Below are 18,912 nucleotides of genomic sequence, written 5' to 3' on the forward strand. Positions count from 1 at the left end.
CTAGGACATGATTTTAATTATCCTAGAGATATAACTTTATAAAGGCAGGGAAAAAGATATGAAAGATTTAAAAATACCTTTTAGTAGATACGAGAGTTCAAGAAGTGCGCACTCAAATGTAAGTGATTCACTTGATGGAGAAGATACAAATCAAATAGAAGAACTTGAGCGTGAGTTTTGTGAATATGTAGGTGCAAAATATGCAATTGCAACTTCACATGGTACTTCCGCTCTTCATCTTGCTATGCTTGCGTTTGATCTTAAACGCGGTGACAAAGTAGTTTGTAGTGTAAATGCACATCCAAATGTTCCAGAAGTTGTGCGTCATTTTGATGCTGAACCTGTTTTTATTGATATTGCTAAAAATAGTTATAACATTGATTTGGACAAACTTGAAGCATATTTACAAGAGCATAAGTCAAAAAAACTTAAAGCTGTTATTTTAACGCATTTGGGTGGTGAAAGTGTTGACCTCGAGCGAGTTTATAGTATGGCAAAACTTTACAATGTTAGAATTGTTGAAGATGCAAGTGAAGCGCTTGGTGCAACTTATAAGGGGAATAAAATAGGTGCAACTGGTGCCGATATTGTTACCTTTAATTTTTCTCCACACTTAAAAAAGAATATTTGTAATGGGGGAATGCTTGTAACAGAAGATGAAGAGGTAATAGAGCGTGCTAGATTGTTAGCGCATCATGCTATGGTTCGTGATGAAGATGCTTTAGAGTATATTTATGATGTTGTTGATATTGGTAATGACTACTCTTTATCACAGCTAAACGCAGCTTATATTCGTGCGCAGGTAAAAGAGCAGGATGCTAATGTAAAAAGAGAGCGTGAAATAGCGCAAATGTACTCTAAAGAACTGGCTAATGTAGAACATGTTCAAATACCAAGTATGGATAATGAAGAGAACTCATTTTCACTCTATATTATTAAAATAGATAAAAATAGAGACTCTTTTGCAACAGCTCTTCAAGAGGAAGGAATTGGTAGCGGGCTTCATTATATTCCACTGCATCTTTTAACTTACTATAAAACAAAATATTCATTGCGTGTTAATGATTTTCCTGTAGCTCTTCGTACTTTTCAGCAAGTGTTATCACTTCCAATTTATGCAAGTATGAGTGATGATGAGGTCAAAACTGTTATAAAAGCAGTGAAAAAAATTGCAAAGACAAGAGTATAAAAAGATTTGAAAAAATCTCTTGTATTTTGGGTTGAAGAGTACTTCTACAACCCATCTTTGTTACAAAAACTGCTCTCTTTTTTTCTACTCCCTTTAAGTTGGCTCTACTGTTTTGTGATGTATCTGCGTTTTCGTTCAAAGAGAGCCGAAGATTTTAAAATAAAAATCATTAGTGTTGGAAATTTAACAGTTGGTGGAAGTGGAAAAACACCACTTGTCACTGCGTTTGGAGCTGCCTTTAAGAATCCTGCCATCATTTTACGCGGTTATGGACGCAACTCAAAAGGGCTTGTAGTCGTTAAAGATGCAAAAGAGATTTTGTGTGATGTAAGTGTGAGTGGGGATGAAGCGATGATATATGCCAAAAAGCTACCAAACGCAGTAGTCATTGTGAGTGAAGATAGAAAACCTGCCATCAAAAAAGCTAAAGAGATGGGATGTGAAATAGTTCTGCTCGATGATGCATACTCCAAACACGACATAAAAAAGCTTGATGTACTCATAGATGTAGCAACAAAAAATAACTTTTGTCTGCCAAGTGGACCCTATAGAGAGCGTTTATGGAGTTTTAAAGAGGCAGTTGTACTTCAAGAGGATGTGGACTTTACAAGAGTTGTAACACTCGAAGCACAAACGCAGCGAATGTCACTTGTAACGGCAATAGCAAGACCTTCGCGTCTTAATAAATATCTTCCTAAAGTGGTAGGCAAACACTACTTTGAAGACCATCATAGTTTTACAAAAGAGGAGCTTCAAGCAATTTTAGAAGCAGACAACGCTACCTCTTTGCTTGTTACTTTTAAAGATTATGTAAAAATTGAAAGTTTTGGACTTCCACTCTCACTTCTTGATTTGGAAGTGAAAGTAGATACAAATGTTTTAGACCGTTTGTTTTGAAATAACACGTTCTTTGAAGTAACGCAGTAAAAACTCTGCAGTAAATGCAATAGCAAAAGTAGCTATAAGATAGTATGCAATCTCTGGCATAGTTTTGTAAGTAGAGTAGAGTGTAAGTGCTGCAACTCCAAACATTGCTAATATCGCCAAAACAACGAGTGAGTGTTTTGCTCCTGTCTCTTTGATGAGATTAAGATGCGCGATGTGCGTAGTTCCTTGTACTATTAGCATAACAATGGCAGCGACAGTGGTAATCTGGGTAAGATTAAAAAAGAGTATCATGGGAATAATAAGTAATGCACTTACAATTAAACCATCAAAAGATTGGTAAATATGATACTCATAAACTTCTGGAAGATTTCCATCTTTTGCCATTGTGTAACCAATATCTGAAACAGCATAAAGCGTTGCGTTTATGGCTGAAGCAGTTGCTAAAAGAGCAGTAGCTGCCATAATTTTAAATCCCCACTCTCCAAAAATAGGTTTAGCAGCCTCCGCTAAAGCATAATCTTTTGTCTCTATAACTTTTTCTAACGATAAATTTCCAAGAACAGAAATACTTGTAAGAATATATAGAGCTGCTACAAAAAGGAGCGAGATAAACATAGCTTTCATCATGGTGACTTTTGGATTGTCCATATCTTCAACAGTATTTGTAATGACACTAAAACCCTGATAAGCAAAAAAAGTGATACCAATGGCAAAAACCATACCACTAATAGGTGGCATATCATGCAGACTTAAAAGTTCAGGTTTTATAGTAAAGAGTGCGGCAATGGTAAATACTATAAGAACAGAGAGTTTGACTATAACAATAAAATTTTCAGATTTTGCAACAATAGAAGCACCAATAAGATTGATAAGTGTAAAAAGAACTATAATGCCAATTGCAAAAATATTAATCCATAGTGTATCGCCATGAGCCATAAAAGTAGCACTGTATGTACCAAAAGATTTGGCAACGGCAGCGATGGCAATGAGCTGGGAGAAGTAAAACATAACACTCATAGAACCAGAGAATATGTTTTCTCCAAATCCCTGCACTAAATACTCAACAATACCTCCACGAGACTGGTAGCGTACAGCAAGTTTTGCAAGAGAATAACCGCTAAAGAGTGCAATAATACCACCAAATACAAAAGAGAGCCAGACGATGTTACCCGCCATAGCTCCAGCTTGACCAATGACAATGAAGATACCCGCACCAACCATGGAGCCGATGCCTAAAAAGACAGCACTCCACAAGCCAAAGGCTTTTTTACTCTCTTGCATCTTAGCTATTTAATTTTTTAAAGATAGAACCAGTTGCAAGAAGTGCAATGCCATCAAAGAAGAGACTAAAGCCCACTAAAAGTCCTATAAGATAAAGAGAGGTAAACGGCCAGCCTACTATAAATAAAATACCAATCAGTAGTGAAAAAATAGCATTTACAAGCCACCATACCCAACCTTTTGCAGGTTTCATAGTAAATGCCATAGAAAAGCTTGCAAAAGAATCCACAAAAAAGTAGATAGCAAGTAAAAGACCTACTGTACCAACACCTGTCATTGGATAAAAAATCATTAGTAGCGAAATACCGATAAGTACAAAACTTTTTAACCAACCAAGGTAATCTTCTTTGTCTGTAATATATGTAAAGTAAGCAGCCATAAATCCTGCAAACATCATAATCCATGCCACAAATGCAACTGTTGCAACTGTCATATAAACTGGCTCAAATATACCAGCAAGCCCTAAAATAATAAAAATAACACCCGCTATTTTTGAGTATTTAGTAAACTTCTCAAATAGATGTTCAGCATTTGGATATTTCCACATTGTTTTTCCTTTAAAATAATTTGAAAGCATTGTAACATAATGATAGTCTTCAAAGTGTAACTTATGTAACATTTCTCCTATTCATCAACTCGGCTTTTACATTTAAGTCTAAGTGGATTTTATTGTTGGTGTAGTTGTTTAAGCTTTTTGGATGTAAAATGACGGATAAATTAAATATTAGTAAGAGTTGTGGAAATAAAATTATTACAAAATATACTATTTTTCAGAAAGGGATGCTAAATGATTATTAATATTAAAGAGTTGGTACAACAAACAAAAGATATAAGAGTTCTCTATGTTGAAGATGAAGAGAGTGTAAGAGAGCAGACTTTAATGATTTTGGAGATGCTATTTACTTCTATTGATTCTGCGTTTGATGGTGAAGACGGATGGCAGAAGTATCAAAAAAGTAGTTATGATATTGTTTTTACTGACATAAGTATGCCTCGTATGGGTGGGCTTGAGCTTACTCGTCATATTAAAGAGCAAAATCCTATGCAAAAGGTTGCCATTATTTCAGCATATAATACTGCTGATTATCTCTTAGAAGCCATAGAATTAGGTGCAGATGGATTTATTTTAAAGCCTATAAATATGAATAAAATGATGATAAGTATTAAGAAATTAGCAGATGGCGTTGTGGCTGCACAATTTATGAGAGATTATAATCAACAGTTACAAGACGAAGTTCAGAAAAAGACACAAATCATTAAGAAACAGGCTCTTACAGATAAACTTACTACTCTTCAAAATCGTTTTGCGCTTAACACTATGCTTGATAGTTTAGAACAAGAGATGAGTCTTGTTTTGGTAAATATTGATAATTTTGATAGTATAAATACAATTTATGGCTATGATAATGGAAATAAAGTTATACAATCTTTGGCAAAACTCATTGCTAAAAATATGCCAAGTAATTCAGAATTATATTATGTAGGAAGTGATGAATTTTGTATTGTTGCTCAAGAGATGGATAGAAATAAAATCAAAATTTATGCACAAGATCTACAAGAAGTTGTTGCAAATTCGTTTGTGGAGCTTGATGGTAATAAGCTAAAAGGTACTGTTACTATATCCATAGCACAAGGCAGAGAGAACCTTTTAAAATATGCGCATATAGCACTTAAAGAGGCAAAAAACAAAGGGAAAAATCGTATAGAATTTTATGCAAAAGAGTTAAATGTTGAAAAATTACAGCGTCAAATTCAGGAGTATAGTCCTATTATTCGTCAGGCTATTGAGTCTGGAAATATTGTACCTTACTTTCAGCCTATTATTGATAATTCTAGCCATAAAATTACAAAATATGAGTGTCTAGCAAGAATAGAAGATGGTGATCAGGTTTACTCTCCTTACTATTTTATAGATGTCGCAAGAATGATAGGGCTTGTTTCTGAAATTACAAAAATAATGATAGATAAATCTTTTAAAATGTTTAGTGGTAATGATTATGAGTTTTCTATTAATATAACAGAAGTTGATCTCAATGATGAATATCTTTATGACTATTTTAAAGAGAAGTTACAGGAGTATAATATTGATGTTTCTCGTGTTATATTGGAAGTTTTAGAAGGAGTAAGTGCGCATGGTCTTACTAATTCACTCCAACAGCTCAAAAGATTAAAATCATTTGGATTTACTATTGCCATAGATGATTTTGGAACGCAAAATTCAAATTTTGAAAGAGTTAACAATATGAATGTTGACTTTATTAAGATTGATGGTGGATTTGTCAAAAATATGGCAACAGATGAAAAAAGTTACTCTATAGTGAAGACGATAAGTGAATTTTCAAAGAGTATAGGGGCAAAGGTAATTGCAGAGTATGTACATGATAAAGAGACACAAAAAAGAGTGGAGGAGCTTGGTATAGAGTATTCACAGGGATACTATTTTTCTAGACCTAAAAGAGAGTTAGATTGAAAAAGCGTTGGTTATTCAAAAAATATTAATGATGCTGCTGTGGAGTTTAGCATTACTATGAAGGAGTATGTGGTTTAAGATGGCGTATAATTTAAAAATTTATGAAAGTTTAAATATTTTATGTGTGGAAGATGATGAGAGTATTCGTACTGTTTACGATGCTATGTTCTCTCTTGTATTTAAAAATATCTATTTGGCTGAAAATGGAAAAGAAGGATTGAAAATTTTTCAAAAAGAGAAAATAGATATGGTACTTACAGATTACTCTATGCCTATTATGGATGGTCTTGAAATGAGTAGGCAGATACGAGAAATTGATGCTACTATTCCTATTATTATGATCACAGCTATTGAAAATATTAATATGTTACGAGATGCCATAGATATTCGTATAACAAGCTTTATAAAAAAGCCAATCTCTTCACAAAGTATCTTTGATACTTTAGAGTTTGTAGCAAAATCAGTTTTAGCAGAGAGACTTTTAGTGCAATTACAAAAAGAGAAACTGCTTTATGGTGAATACCAAGAGAATTTAACTTATGAAAAAGAGACAAAAATCATAAAAAATGATGTTGTAGAAGAGAGATTTTTAAATTTTGATTGTGAAGTTTTTTTTCAACCACGAGATACTTTAAGTGGCGATAGTTATAGCATACGAAAGGTTGATGAAGAGAGGTACTTTGCTTTTATTGTAGATGGTATGGGTAAGGGAATTTCTGCTTCTGTAACTGCTATGATGTGTTGTGCTTATACCAATCATATTGTAAATGAAATTATGCTCACAAAAGAGCTCTTTTCTCTCTCTTTGTTAATTCAAAGAGTTATAAAGTTTTTAGCACCAAATTTGTTAGAGTATGAAGTTGTTTCTGCATCTTTTTTACTTTTTGATGGAGAAAAAAACGAGCTGGAATACGCAATGTTTTCTATGCCTGCTATGCTTTATGTAAGTAAGGAAGATAAAAGTGTTCATAAGCTTAAATCAAACAACCCTCCTTTGTCTGCTTGTACAAATAGTGTAAATAGCAATAAAATATTACTGAGTAATATAGATAAATTTCTATTTTTTAGTGATGGTGTTAATGAAAATATGCTTAAAGAGTCTAAAGATACCTATGCAAAGTTTTTAAATAATGATTTTTTCGAGAGTGCAAATTTAAAAGAGTTTGAAGCAAAAAGAGTAAATAGAATTGAAGAGCAAGAGGATGATGTTACTTATATTTATTTAAAAAATGGAGAAAAGTAGATGATAAAATTACTCTTTCTTTTTTGCCTTTTGAACATTGCTCTTTATGCAGACAATATAGATAATTTACTAGGAATAATACAAAAAAAGAGTGACCTTTCAGAGAAGACAAAGCTTGCAAATAGTGGTGTCTCTTTTGTATGGACGCGTGATGATTTAGATAGAATGCAAATCACAACTCTTAAACAGGTTTTAAATACAGTCTATCCTTTTGGATATGATGAAAATAGGTATGGTTTAGTTGACCCACTTACATATAATGCAAATCAACCTTTTTTAAGCTCTACTATTCGCCTCTATATTGACAATCAAGAAATAACAACAGGATTATATGGAAGTGGTATTTTTCTTATGGGTGATGCAAATATTGACTGGGTCGATCATATAGAGATATATACAGAAAATCCAACATACGAATATGCAACAGAATCAACGGTGACACTTATAAAACTCTATACAAAAAGTGTAGCCAAAGATGAGGGAAGTATGTTAAAAGTTGCGGGTGGAAGTTATGGGGCTGCTACTTTAGATGCTTATAATGCCGGTTATATAAGTGATTGGTCCTATTTTGTATTTGGACTTGCCTCAAATGATAAAAGAGAAAAACATTATAGCTTTGCAACAAAGTTATCACGAGATAAAAAGATAAATAGTGTAGTGGCGACTCTACATAAGGGGAACACAAACATACTCTTAAATGCATTCTCTCAAGATAGAAATGGTTTTATGAATGCAAGTTTAGATGCTACACCTGAAAAATCACAACTTAATGCGAAATATTTACATATTGGAATTGATTCTAAGATAAATAATTTTTCTTACCTTTTTACTGCAAGTTACTCAAAAACAAAAGCTGAGATGTTAGATGATGTAACGCCTATAACTCCGACATTTCCAATAAAATATACGCAAACAAATACACACTCTTATGTTTTAACTGGGGAAGTAAAATATAAATATCATAAAGAAAAGAATACTCTTTTAAGTGGTCTCAAATATAGAACCAAAAGAGCGAAATGGGACAAAGCACTCCTTAATGGTATTAATATGGCAGCACATGATGATACACGAGTACAAAATATAGCAACTGCATATATGGAAAATCAATATGCACTGCAAAAAAACTCTATTGTTACCATAGGGGCAGAGTATGAGCGAGTAGAAAATAGAGATACAGTTCAAAACGATAATCTTCTCATGTATAGAGTAGGGCATACTTATACAACAGATAATTGGACAGTGAAAACTTTTTACTCACATACACTCTCTACGCTAGAACCATACCTTGTTAAGTCATTTACATTTACAGCACATCCTCTCTCTTACTATAAACCTTCACAAAATGATACGCTTGTAGAAGATATATTATATGAGAAAAAAAATAATAAGTATGAGTTAATTCTTGATTATACAGAAGGCAAAGATTATTATATTCCTTTAGATAAAGGGAGAATAGTCAACTATGACAAAACATTGAAAATGGGTGGAGTTGAAGCACGATGGACGCATTTTTATCATGGTTGTGATAAGCTTTTTATGCAAGGAGGGTATAGAGTTATCTACAATACTCCTAAAGAGTATTTTAGTACTCTTAAACAATATAGAGCAGTTGTTAGAAATATTAATACTTTTGATAAATTTGATATTTTTAATGAGTTGATTTACGATAGAAATAATGTTTCAAATAAAAATTTTTACAATTATAGTGCCGGGGTGAAGTATAACTACAGTGATAGTTTTACTTTTTCTATAAAAGGAGTAAATCTTTTTGATGATGCAAGAACAACTAACTATGCACGAATAAATCCTATAACATTTCAAGCAGAAAAAGAGCTTAATATATCGCCAATTGATAGAGAAATACAAATTAGTGCAAAGTGGGTTTTCTAATGAAATTTTTATTTTTGTTGCTAATACTTTTTGTCTCAGTATATGCAGATGTCTATACACAAAAGTTATATGAGACTATTTTAGGCTCAATTTTTAAAGAGAGACCAATTGTTGTTTTTGTTACAGGTGATGCAAAGGCTACACTAGAAAATAGTAAAATATTTGATGTGGTTACAACTTGTAAAAATGCTTCTGTAGCCGTTATTGGAGATGATTCGAGTTCAAAACAGGAGTGTGGAAATATACCAATATTTACGACAACACATAGAGATTATATGCGTATCTTAAATGCTTTTGGAGCATTTTACTGGAGAAAAGGACGCCCACAAATTCATTTTAGAGAGAGAGGTTTAAAAATGTTTCATCTCCATTTGTCTCATAATTTACAAAGGTTTATAGATGCAGGATAATTTTTTTTCAAAAAAGAGTTTTTATATTTTTTATGTGACAGTTATTGTCCTTATTGTGGGTGCTTTTTATATCTTTAAAACATTTGATAAAACGAGTAGTGATATAGAGAAATTAACACTTCACTCTAATATTGAATACATTAACAATATCACAAATAATCTTGTCGAGTTAATAAATAAAAAAACAGATATGCAACTTGTAGATACTTTAAAAAAGAGTAAGGCGTTAAGAAAAAATTTGGAAGAAAATTTAAAGATGTTTAGAACGAAGCGGTATAGATATATTTATGTCGTACAAAAGTTGCCAAACACAGAGAAGTTTCGCTTTTTACTTGATGGAGCAAAAAAGGATAAAAGTGGCTTTTTAGAAATTTTTCAACCTCTTAATATTCAAGAATGGTTGGAGGTCTACAAAACGAAAAAGCCACGCTACTTTAAACATCAAAGTATTAAAAGCTTATGGTTAACTTATCTCAAACCTATTGTACAACACAATAAAGTTGTTGGAATTATTGCTATAGATTTTTCACTCAATGAGTATAACTATATGCATAGTACACTAGATGATCTCTCTTTTAGTGTCAAGATTTTCATGAGCCTATTGCTCTTTATTTTTATTGTTGTTCTTATTTTTACAACTATAGATAAAAAACGGGTTTATTTACTTAAAAAGCAGGCACAAGAGATTCAAAATTTTAACATTACTCTTCAAAATAAGATAGATGAAGAGGTTGCAAAAAATAGAGAAAAAGATAAACAGATTTTGGAGCAGTCTCGTTTAGCACAGATGGGGGAGATGATAGGGATGATTGCACATCAATGGAGACAGCCTATTAATGCCATTAGTGCAGCAAGTATTACCCTAAATATGAAAGCACAAATGGATAGATTAGATCCAAAAAGTACCATAGAAATTGCAGATAAAATAGGAGAACTGATACAACATTTGAGTAAAACCATTGATGATTTTAGAAATTTCTTTAAAGATACAAAAGAGAAACAAGATACGACCTATGGAGATTTAATTCAATCTACGCTAGATATTGTTGGAGTCTCTGTTGGAAATAAAAATATTACTATTGTAACAGATATACAAAGCGATATAGTTTTTCATACTTACGCAAATGAGTTAAAGCAGGTGTTGTTAAATCTTATAAAAAATGCAGAAGATGTCTTAGAAGAGAAAAAGATAAAAGATGCCTTTATTAAGATAGAAGCAGTAGAAAATCGTCTCATCGTTCGTGATAATGGTGGGGGAGTTCCTGAAGATATTATTGAGAAGATATTTGATCCTTACTTTTCAACAAAAACCTTAAATGGAACAGGTCTTGGACTTTATATGAGTAAGACAATCGTTGAAAATCATTGTGGAGGAACGATTAGTGTAACAAACGATGCAGAAGGTGCAGTTTTTTGTGTTGTACTGCCTAGTCCATAGTTTTTATTTAATTAAAGTGCAAAAGTTAGACATTAAGTAAAAGTTGATATAATCCTAAAAATTAAAATTGAGAAAAAGAGGTTTAATATGAGCTATGCGGCTTTATTTGAAGATGAAGATGATATTTTTGGTGGTTCACCAAAATCAAAATTTATGGATGTAGTTTTTAATGCAAACAATGACATTGTACGACAAGAACTAGAGAACTTTATAGAAAAAGTTGCGGTAATGGAACTTATGTTAGAAGAGCATGTTGGTGAAGATATTGATAGAGCGGTAGATAGTTATAGAGCTACACATCTTGATGATGCAAGTACAAAAGCAAAAAGTCTTTATGTTGAACTAATGGGGACTGTTCTCTCTCAAAGTGAATAGTCATTGCGTACGCTAAGTAGAATTTTATTGGTACTGTTATTTTTTAGCAGTGCCATTTTTGCAAATAATTATGTCTATACGAAAGAAATTTCGCTAAAAAAGGATGAGCAAAAGAAAATTCTTGTAAAATACGATTCTAAAGAGAAACTTTTTAAATTTAGTTGGACTTTATATATAAATGGTGGCTTAGTTATGCATCGTTCGTACGATAAAATTGTGGCGCAAAATATTTTATATTTGAATGGAAAAAATCAGAGTTTCAAGCTTGAACTTGTAACGCGTGGTGCAAATTACTATGAACCACCCTATGTGCTAGTTAAATTTAAAGAGTTTAATGCTCAAAAAAACGAAGCGGTGTTTCAACTGTTCTTACACGATAAAAACAGTGAAATTAAGTGGAAGTTTTTGAAAAATAGATAAAAGATGAGATGAATGCAACGAGTAGAAAAAGAGATACAAAGACTAATAACAGAGTGCGACTACGATGAGGTGACACGACTGTTTAATATGCTAAGTGGTGGAAAAAGACTCCGTGCTAAGTTAATCTTAAAAATTGCAGCAGAACATAAAGATGCTCCTCTTTTGGCAGCAATTGTTGAACTCATTCACGCAGCCTCACTACTGCATGATGATGTAATAGATGAAGCTGATACACGCAGAGGCATGGCATCTGTAAACGCAACTGATGGTAGTAAAACTGCTGTTATGCTTGGAGATATTTTATACTCAAAAGCTTTTACCGAACTCGTTGCGTTTGACAAAGATGTCGCACAAACCATAGCCGCGTCTGTTACGGCACTCTCCAAGGGTGAAATGATGGATGTTAAGATGGCTGAAGAGTTTAATGTTGATGAAGAGAAATATCTTGATATGCTCTATCTTAAAACAGCAACACTCATCGAAGCGGCTGCGAAAGCTGCTGCTCTTTTAGTTGCAAAAGATGCCGAAGCTCACGCGTTGTATGGTAGAAATCTTGGACTCTCTTTTCAAATCATAGACGATATTTTAGATATTACTGCTGATGAAGAGAGTCTTGGTAAACCTGCTATGAATGATTTTGTAGAGGGAAAATGTACGCTTCCGTATATATATCTTTACGAACTGCTTTCTGATGATGAGAAAGAGAGGCTACTCTCATCTCATGCAAAGAAAATAGATAAAAGTGAAACGCAGTGGATACAAGATAAAATGAGTGAATATAAAACGATAGAAAAATCTTTTGCTGTAGCACAGAAGCTCTCTGATGAGGCAAAAGAGGCACTCTCAAATGATGAAGACTTGGTCAATATACTAGATACTATGATAAAAAGAAGTTATTAATGCACTATTTAACAGTTAGTTTTTCACATAAAAACAGTGATATAGAACTTAGAGAAAAGTTTACCTATACAGATGAAGAGAAAGAGGGGTGTCTTAAAAGACTTATACAAGCACCTTCAATAAGCGAAGCGATACTTTTAGCAACATGTAATCGTATGGAAATATATGTCTGCTGTAGTAATGTTGATGATGCCCTGCAACATATGATGACGCTTCTAACATATAAAGGTGGTATCTCTCCGGAGTACATCAAAAAAACAGCGGAAATAGTTGATGACAGTAGTGCTATTCACCATCTTTTTGCGGTGGCGAGTTCTATTGACTCTATGGTTGTTGGTGAGACGCAAATTGCTGGTCAATTAAAAGATGCCTATAAATTTGCACATGATAGAAAATATTGTGGTAAAAAGATGTCTCGAGCACTTTCTCATGCTTTTAAATGTGCAGCAAAAGTAAGAAATCATACAGATATATCTTCTAAACCAGTTTCGGTTGCTTCTGTTGCTATTAGTCAAATAAAAGAAAAAGTGGGTGATTTGAAAAATAAAAAGGCACTTGTTATTGGCGTTGGTGAAATGAGTGAGATTTGTGCAAAACATCTTGTCTCTGATGGTGTTGAGACTTATATAACAAATAGAACTAGAAAAAAAGCAGAAACTCTAGCAAATGAGTGTCAGACAAAAGTATATGAATTTGGTAGTTTGGACAAGGCAATTAATGAATTTGACATAATCTTTACTGCTACAAGTGCTCCATATCCAATTATTACCAGTGACCTTGTAGAAGAGACTGCGTTTAAGCGTTTTTGGTTTGATATGGCAATTCCTCGTGATATTGATATTAAAAAACAGGATAATATTGAACTTTTTGTTGTTGATGATATTAAAAATATTGTTGATGCAAACAGAGCTGATCGAGAACAGTATGTTAGACAAGCGCATGGAATTGTAGGACGAGGTGTTGTAGAATTTTTTGAATGGCTCGATGCACTCAATGTAGAACCACTCATAAAAGAGATATATCAAAAAGCAGATGATGCAGTAGAGGTTGAAACGCAGCGAGCATTGAAAAAAGGTTTTATACCAAAAGATTGTGAGTATGAAGCAAAAAAAATGGCACAGCAGGCTATAAAAAGATTTTTACATGATATGACAAAAAAAATGAGAGAGGCTTCTCACGAAGCTAAAAGTGATACGGTTACGGGTGCCATGCAGTATATGCTTAATGATGCACACGATAATATTCCAGATCAATATAAACACCATATAAAGGATTAGAGTTTGAGAAGAAGTAGAGCATTTATTCCAACGACAAAAGAGGCACCATCTGATGCAACGCTACCAAGCCATATATTTTTAGCTCGTGCAGGTTTTATTACACAAGTTGCGGCAGGACTTTATAACTATCTTCCTTTAGCAAAGCGTGTCATTAGAAAAATAGAGAACATTGTAAATGAAGAGATGGCAAAGGTAGGCGCACAAGAGGTAGAACTCTCATTTGTAACACCTGCTGATTTGTGGGCAGAGAGTGGACGAATAGAAAAATTTGGAAAAGAGCTGCTGCGTTTTAAAGATAGAAAAAATAATCTTTTTGTTCTTGGACCAACACATGAAGAGATGATGGTAGATTTAGTTCGCAATCGTGTTACTTCCTATAAAAACTTACCACTAAATCTCTACCAAATAAAGACAAAATTTCGTGATGAAGCGCGTCCTCGTTTTGGATTGATGCGTGGCCGTGAATTTATTATGAAAGATGCTTACTCTTTTCATGCCTCTACTGAAGATTTAGATCGTGAATTTGAGGCTATGGAAGCAGCTTATAAGAAAATACTCACTCGTTTAGGTCTTGATTTTAGAGTTGTTGAGGCAGATAGTGGGGCTATTGGTGGAAGTGGCTCTAAAGAGCTTATGGTTATAGCAGATAGTGGTGAAGATACTATTGCAATCTGTTCAAAATGTGAATATGGTGCAAATATTGAAGCTGCTTCAAGAAGTGCAAGGGGTTCAATTCCCGAAGCTCCTGAAGCTGATTTTAATAAATTTTTAACACCAGACACAAAGACAATAGATGAATTGGCTGAATTTTTTAAAGTTGATCCCTATTACACTGTTAAATGTGTTGCTAAAAGGGTAGTCTATGAAGATGAGAGTGAAATTGTTCTTTTCTTTGTACGAGGATGCGATAATTTACAAGAAGTAAAAGCCCTAAACGCAACAGAAGCACTTGATATTGTAGATGTTACAGAGGAAGAGCTTAAAGAGATAGGTTTAGAACCTGGATTTATTGGTCCACTTGATCAAGCAAAAGCAAAACATGTCATAGACAGTGACTTAAAAGGTGCTACAAATATGATTTGTGGTGCGAATGAAGATGGTTACCATTTTATAGGTGTTAATATGTCTATTTTGGATGATGTTGCTTACTTTGCTGATATTGCAGAGGTAAATGAGGGCGATATTTGTCCTTACTGTGATGGAGAACTTTCATTTACAAAAGGTATAGAAGTTGGGCATATATTTAAACTAGGAACAACTTACTCAAAACCACTTAAAGCAGAATTTTTAGATGAAAATGGGAAAAGTCAGCCTTTTATTATGGGAACATACGGTATGGGTATTTCTCGTTTAGTGGCTTCTGTAATTGAGCAACATCATGATGAAAGTGGTTGTATCTGGACAAAAGAGACAGCACCTTATATGGTAAATATTATGATAAGTAACATTAAAGATGAAGCACAAGTAGAGGCTGGTGAAACACTTTATGAACAACTACAAAACGCAAATGTCGAAGTAATGCTTGATGATAGAAAAGAGCGTTTTGGATTTAAAATGAAAGATGCAGAGCTTATTGGTTTTCCATATACTGTGATTGTTGGAAAAGAGCTTGTTGATGGAAATGTGCAACTCTTTGATAGAGCTACAAAGACAAAAGAGAGTATGAGTGTTGCGGCTATTTTTGATAAATTGATGGAACTTATTTAGATGCTCTATTTTTTACTTTATCTTTTTTTAGAAGTTCTTGTCTCTGTAAATATCTCTTCAGAGATTGGTGGACTTGCTACATTTTTAGAGATACTGTTCACTGCGTTTATAGGGATGTCAATTTTAGTAAATTTTAGAACAACTCTTATGGAAAATATGAGAGCTGTTTCGTTTAGTTGTATTGACCTTGAAGAGTTTCAAAGATTAAATCTTTTTACGCTTATTGGTGCTATTTTACTTATTATTCCCGGATTTTTGACCGATATTGTAGGTGCTTTAATGCAGTTTAGTGTCATTACGAGTATGATTGTTAACCGTTATAATGTAAAATCCAATAATAATTGTAAGGCTTCTTATAATGAAAAAATTAATAAACAAAAGGATTCAGATGTCATTGATGTGGAAATTATTAGCGACGACTCTACTACTAAGTAGTTTAGCATACGCACAGAGTGCTAGTGATAATGTAGTAGATTTTTTAGAAGACCAATTTAGCTCAAATGAAAGACTTAAAAGTGTTGATGTTGAAGTGGATAGTGTTGTGCCTATAAAAGAGGTGAAAGGTTGGAATGCTTATATTGTTGATGTGAAAGCAGTGCTTAAACAGAGACCTAAAAAAATTATTAATCAAAAGATGATTTGGTTCTCTAACGGTGATGTTATTACAAAAGATTTAGTTGATTTAAAATCAGGACAAAATTTACTAGAAGTAGTAAAACCACAATTTAAAGATGCATACTATAGACCTGAAAACCTTATTTATGGAAATAAAGATGCCGCACATAAAATAGTTATATTTTCGGATCCATTATGCCCATTTTGTAAAGGTTTTGTTCCCGGTGCATTACAAAACTTGAAAAAAGAGCCAAATAAATTTGCAGTTTATTACTATCATTTCCCACTACTGCGTTTACATCCTGCTTCAGGAACATTAGTAAAAGCTGCTGTTGCGGCTGAATTACAAGGTGTGAAAGATGTCATTTTAAGACTCTATACAGTGAAAATTAATCCACGAGAAAAAGATGTAAATAAAATTCTTGCTGCGTTTAATAAAGTAGAAGGAACAAACATTACCATTGCAGATATTAATTCAGAGGCTGTTAAAAAGCAGACAAAGAATGATGTTGATGTTGCGCGTGATTTAATGGTTGCAGGAACTCCTACTGTTTATCTTGATGGCAAAATAGACAACACTAAGAAAAAATATTTGAAAGTAAAATAATGCAAAAACTTACAATAGCAACCCGTGTATCAGATTTAGCTCTTTGGCAAGCGTATCATATAAAGAAAAGAATTGAAAAAAGTTACCCTAATATAGAAGTGGTACTTAATAAAATTGTCAGTAACGGTGATAAAGTTTTAGATAAACCACTTGCACTCATAGGCGGTAAAGGACACTTTACAAAAGAGCTTGAAGATGAGATGCTTGCAGGAAATGCTGAGCTTGCAGTGCATAGTCTTAAAGATGTGCCTACATATATGCCAGAGGGTTTAGAGCTTGTTGCTGTGACACAAAGACAAGATCAGAGTGATGTCTTTTTATCACACACTTATGCTAGTTTAGAAGATTTACCGCAGGGTGCTGTTGTAGGAACAACAAGTCTGAGAAGACGCATGCAGCTCTTACAAAAGCGTCCAGATTTGAAAGTGAAAGATTTAAGAGGTAATGTAAATACAAGACTTAGAAAACTAAAAGAGGGTCAGTATGATGCTATTATTCTTGCATGGATAGGACTGCATAGACTTGATTTGTTAAAAGATATTCCATTTACACAAAAACTTTCACTAGATATGATGATACCTCCAATGGGTCAAGCTGCTCTTGGTATTGAAATAGTCAGTAATAACGAAAAGGTAAGAGAAATCGCTCTTACTCTTAACGATGAAGAGACCTTTATCTGTACAAAGTTAGAGCGTGAATTTATTTCTGCTATTGGAGCAGGTTGCTCTGCGCCTGTCGCGTGTAATGCCGTTATAAACGCAGGAGAGATTACATTTAGAGTGATGCTTGGGTATGCCGATGGAACACATATTATGCAAGAGAGAGTTATAGTTAATGTTAGCCAAGCAGAAGGTTTAGGTACAAAAATTGCAAAAGAGATGATAGAAAACGGTGCTTTAAAACTACTTGAAGATGCACAAAACGCTGCGTTTAAAGATGAAATGCCACAACGATTGTAAATGAATACTCTTACACTTACTAAACAGAAGATTTTTGATAATAAAAAAAGAGTTTTTGCTTATGAACTCGCATTTCAAGAGAACTCTGATAGTTTAAGTGGGCTTACTTCTCATCTTAAAGAGGCATCACAGCTTATTATCCATGCCATCTCTAATGAAGAACTTAATAAATTAATAGGGCATACAAGCAAGGTTTTTATTAATGTCGATGATGTGACTTTGACAAAAGGTATTTTGGATGTATTGGACAATAAGAGATTTATTTTAAATATATTAGAAGATATTGAGTTAAATGATCGTGTTGTTAGTAAAATAATACAGTATAAAAAGCGTGGATTTACTATATCTTTAGAACATTTTGATTCTAGTGCAGATATGATTAAAAAATTTGCCAGAGTATTTAATTTTATTGATATTATTAAGATGGATATTATTCTCTCCCAAGCACAAAATTTAGAAAACCTGGTAAAAAGATTTCGCAATACAAGAGTAAAACTTGTAGCTCAAAATATTGAAACCCAAGAAGATTATGATTACTGCTTCAATATGGAAATGGACTATTTTCAAGGATATTATCTTGATAAACCTCAAACGATTGAACTAGCCGGACAAAAAGAGCCGCTGCAATTCATAATTTTACAGCTTATAAAAATTATTAAAGATGATAACTCAACAGAGTCTCTTGAGAGTTTTATTCGACAACAGCCGGATTTATCCTATAAATTGGTTGCTTTTTTTAATAATACGAAAAAATTTGATGTAAAGATTGAATCATTAACACAAGTAATCACTTTAATGGGAAGAGCAAAACTTTTACGATGGCTATTGGTTTATCTGTACTCTGAAGCTTCTTCAAACCCTGCATCAAAAAGTATACTTGAACTCGCTCTTAAAAGGGCTCAGCGTATGGAAGATGAAGCAGCTCCAAAGTATAAGAACAAGGCTTATTTAGCTGGTATGTTTTCAATGCTAGATTCGATATTTGAAACAGATATAAGAGAGTTGATGAACCACCTTGATATGGACAGAGACATACGCTCCTTGGTGCTAGAACGCAAGGGTATTTTTGCTGGGAGTTTGATGCGGGCAGAAGCGGCAGAAAAAGAGTACTTAAAAAAACTGATGCTCGCAAACTTCGATAAACTTAATGCAAATGACTTAATCACTACACTTGAAGAGAATGGCATAGAAATAGACAAGAGTCGACTTTAGATTTTTACAAAACAACTTACAACAATGGAGT

18 protein-coding genes are annotated in these 18,912 nt (G+C 33.4%); 16 read left to right on the top strand and 2 right to left on the bottom strand.

Going from position 1 to position 18,912, the window contains the following annotated elements; translation table 11 throughout:
* Positions 1-58: 58 nt before the first annotated feature.
* Both MVY38_RS01740 and MVY38_RS01745 read left to right on the top strand, forming a co-directional pair.
* Positions 59-1,189, top strand: coding sequence for a DegT/DnrJ/EryC1/StrS aminotransferase family protein (locus MVY38_RS01740; RefSeq protein ID WP_297482850.1), 1,131 nt, complete (start codon positions 59-61; stop codon positions 1,187-1,189).
* Positions 1,190-1,195: 6 nt separating this feature from the next.
* Complete coding sequence (locus MVY38_RS01745) at positions 1,196-2,086, top strand: tetraacyldisaccharide 4'-kinase (protein WP_297482854.1); 891 nt, start codon at positions 1,196-1,198, stop codon at positions 2,084-2,086.
* Here MVY38_RS01745 and MVY38_RS01750 read toward each other — a convergent pair.
* Together MVY38_RS01750 and MVY38_RS01755 are read right to left on the bottom strand one after the other, a co-directional pair.
* Positions 2,069-3,358, bottom strand: a complete 1,290-nt coding sequence (locus MVY38_RS01750) for an APC family permease (RefSeq protein WP_297482858.1) — start codon at positions 3,356-3,358, stop codon at positions 2,069-2,071. The genes MVY38_RS01745 and MVY38_RS01750 overlap by 18 nt on opposite strands.
* Position 3,359: 1 nt before the next feature.
* A complete protein-coding gene (locus MVY38_RS01755; RefSeq protein ID WP_297482861.1) occupies positions 3,360-3,905 on the bottom strand; it encodes an HdeD family acid-resistance protein in 546 nt (181 codons plus the stop codon).
* A gap of 240 nt (positions 3,906-4,145) precedes the next feature.
* Here MVY38_RS01755 and MVY38_RS01760 point away from each other — a divergent pair, with 240 nt between their 5' ends.
* The 14 genes from MVY38_RS01760 (at position 4,146) to MVY38_RS01825 (ending at position 18,881) form a co-directional block, all read left to right on the top strand.
* Positions 4,146-5,828: an EAL domain-containing response regulator gene (locus MVY38_RS01760; RefSeq protein WP_297482864.1), complete on the top strand. Its 1,683-nt coding sequence runs from the start codon at positions 4,146-4,148 to the stop codon at positions 5,826-5,828.
* 79 nt (positions 5,829-5,907) lie between these two features.
* On the top strand, positions 5,908-7,071 hold the full coding sequence (locus tag MVY38_RS01765; protein WP_297482867.1) for a response regulator: 1,164 nt from the start codon (positions 5,908-5,910) through the stop codon (positions 7,069-7,071).
* Complete coding sequence (locus tag MVY38_RS01770) at positions 7,072-8,961, top strand: hypothetical protein (RefSeq protein ID WP_297482872.1); 1,890 nt, start codon at positions 7,072-7,074, stop codon at positions 8,959-8,961.
* A complete protein-coding gene (locus MVY38_RS01775; RefSeq protein ID WP_297482875.1) occupies positions 8,961-9,371 on the top strand; it encodes a hypothetical protein in 411 nt (136 codons plus the stop codon). The genes MVY38_RS01770 and MVY38_RS01775 overlap by 1 nt, the downstream gene beginning before the upstream one ends.
* Positions 9,361-10,809 (top strand): HAMP domain-containing sensor histidine kinase, encoded by a 1,449-nt coding sequence (locus tag MVY38_RS01780; RefSeq protein ID WP_297482878.1) that lies wholly within the window; start codon positions 9,361-9,363, stop codon positions 10,807-10,809. The genes MVY38_RS01775 and MVY38_RS01780 overlap by 11 nt, the downstream gene beginning before the upstream one ends.
* Before the next feature lie 87 nt (positions 10,810-10,896).
* Positions 10,897-11,184, top strand: coding sequence for a DUF2018 family protein (locus MVY38_RS01785; RefSeq protein WP_297482880.1), 288 nt, complete (start codon positions 10,897-10,899; stop codon positions 11,182-11,184).
* Between the two features lie 27 nt (positions 11,185-11,211).
* Positions 11,212-11,604: a hypothetical protein gene (locus MVY38_RS01790; RefSeq protein ID WP_297482882.1), complete on the top strand. Its 393-nt coding sequence runs from the start codon at positions 11,212-11,214 to the stop codon at positions 11,602-11,604.
* Between the two features lie 12 nt (positions 11,605-11,616).
* Entirely contained in the window at positions 11,617-12,504 is an 888-nt protein-coding gene (locus MVY38_RS01795; protein WP_297482885.1) for a polyprenyl synthetase family protein, read from the top strand.
* Complete coding sequence (gene hemA, locus MVY38_RS01800) at positions 12,504-13,781, top strand: glutamyl-tRNA reductase (protein ID WP_297482887.1); 1,278 nt, start codon at positions 12,504-12,506, stop codon at positions 13,779-13,781. Before MVY38_RS01795 ends, hemA begins: the two co-directional genes overlap by 1 nt.
* 3 nt (positions 13,782-13,784) lie before the next feature.
* Positions 13,785-15,488, top strand: a complete 1,704-nt coding sequence (locus MVY38_RS01805) for a proline--tRNA ligase (protein ID WP_297482899.1) — start codon at positions 13,785-13,787, stop codon at positions 15,486-15,488.
* Positions 15,489-15,923 carry an FxsA family protein gene (locus MVY38_RS01810; protein WP_297482903.1) on the top strand — a complete coding sequence of 145 codons (435 nt, stop codon included), beginning with the start codon at positions 15,489-15,491 and terminating at the stop codon, positions 15,921-15,923. It begins immediately after the preceding gene.
* Positions 15,877-16,710, top strand: a complete 834-nt coding sequence (locus tag MVY38_RS01815) for a thioredoxin domain-containing protein (protein WP_297482905.1) — start codon at positions 15,877-15,879, stop codon at positions 16,708-16,710. Before MVY38_RS01810 ends, MVY38_RS01815 begins: the two co-directional genes overlap by 47 nt.
* Entirely contained in the window at positions 16,710-17,669 is a 960-nt protein-coding gene (gene hemC, locus MVY38_RS01820; RefSeq protein ID WP_297482908.1) for a hydroxymethylbilane synthase, read from the top strand. The genes MVY38_RS01815 and hemC overlap by 1 nt, the downstream gene beginning before the upstream one ends.
* Positions 17,670-18,881, top strand: coding sequence for an EAL domain-containing protein (locus tag MVY38_RS01825; protein WP_297482911.1), 1,212 nt, complete (start codon positions 17,670-17,672; stop codon positions 18,879-18,881).
* The last annotated feature ends 31 nt before the right edge of the window (positions 18,882-18,912 follow it).

This window comes from Sulfurimonas sp. (assembly GCF_027056685.1).
GTDB lineage: Bacteria > Campylobacterota > Campylobacteria > Campylobacterales > Sulfurimonadaceae > Sulfurimonas.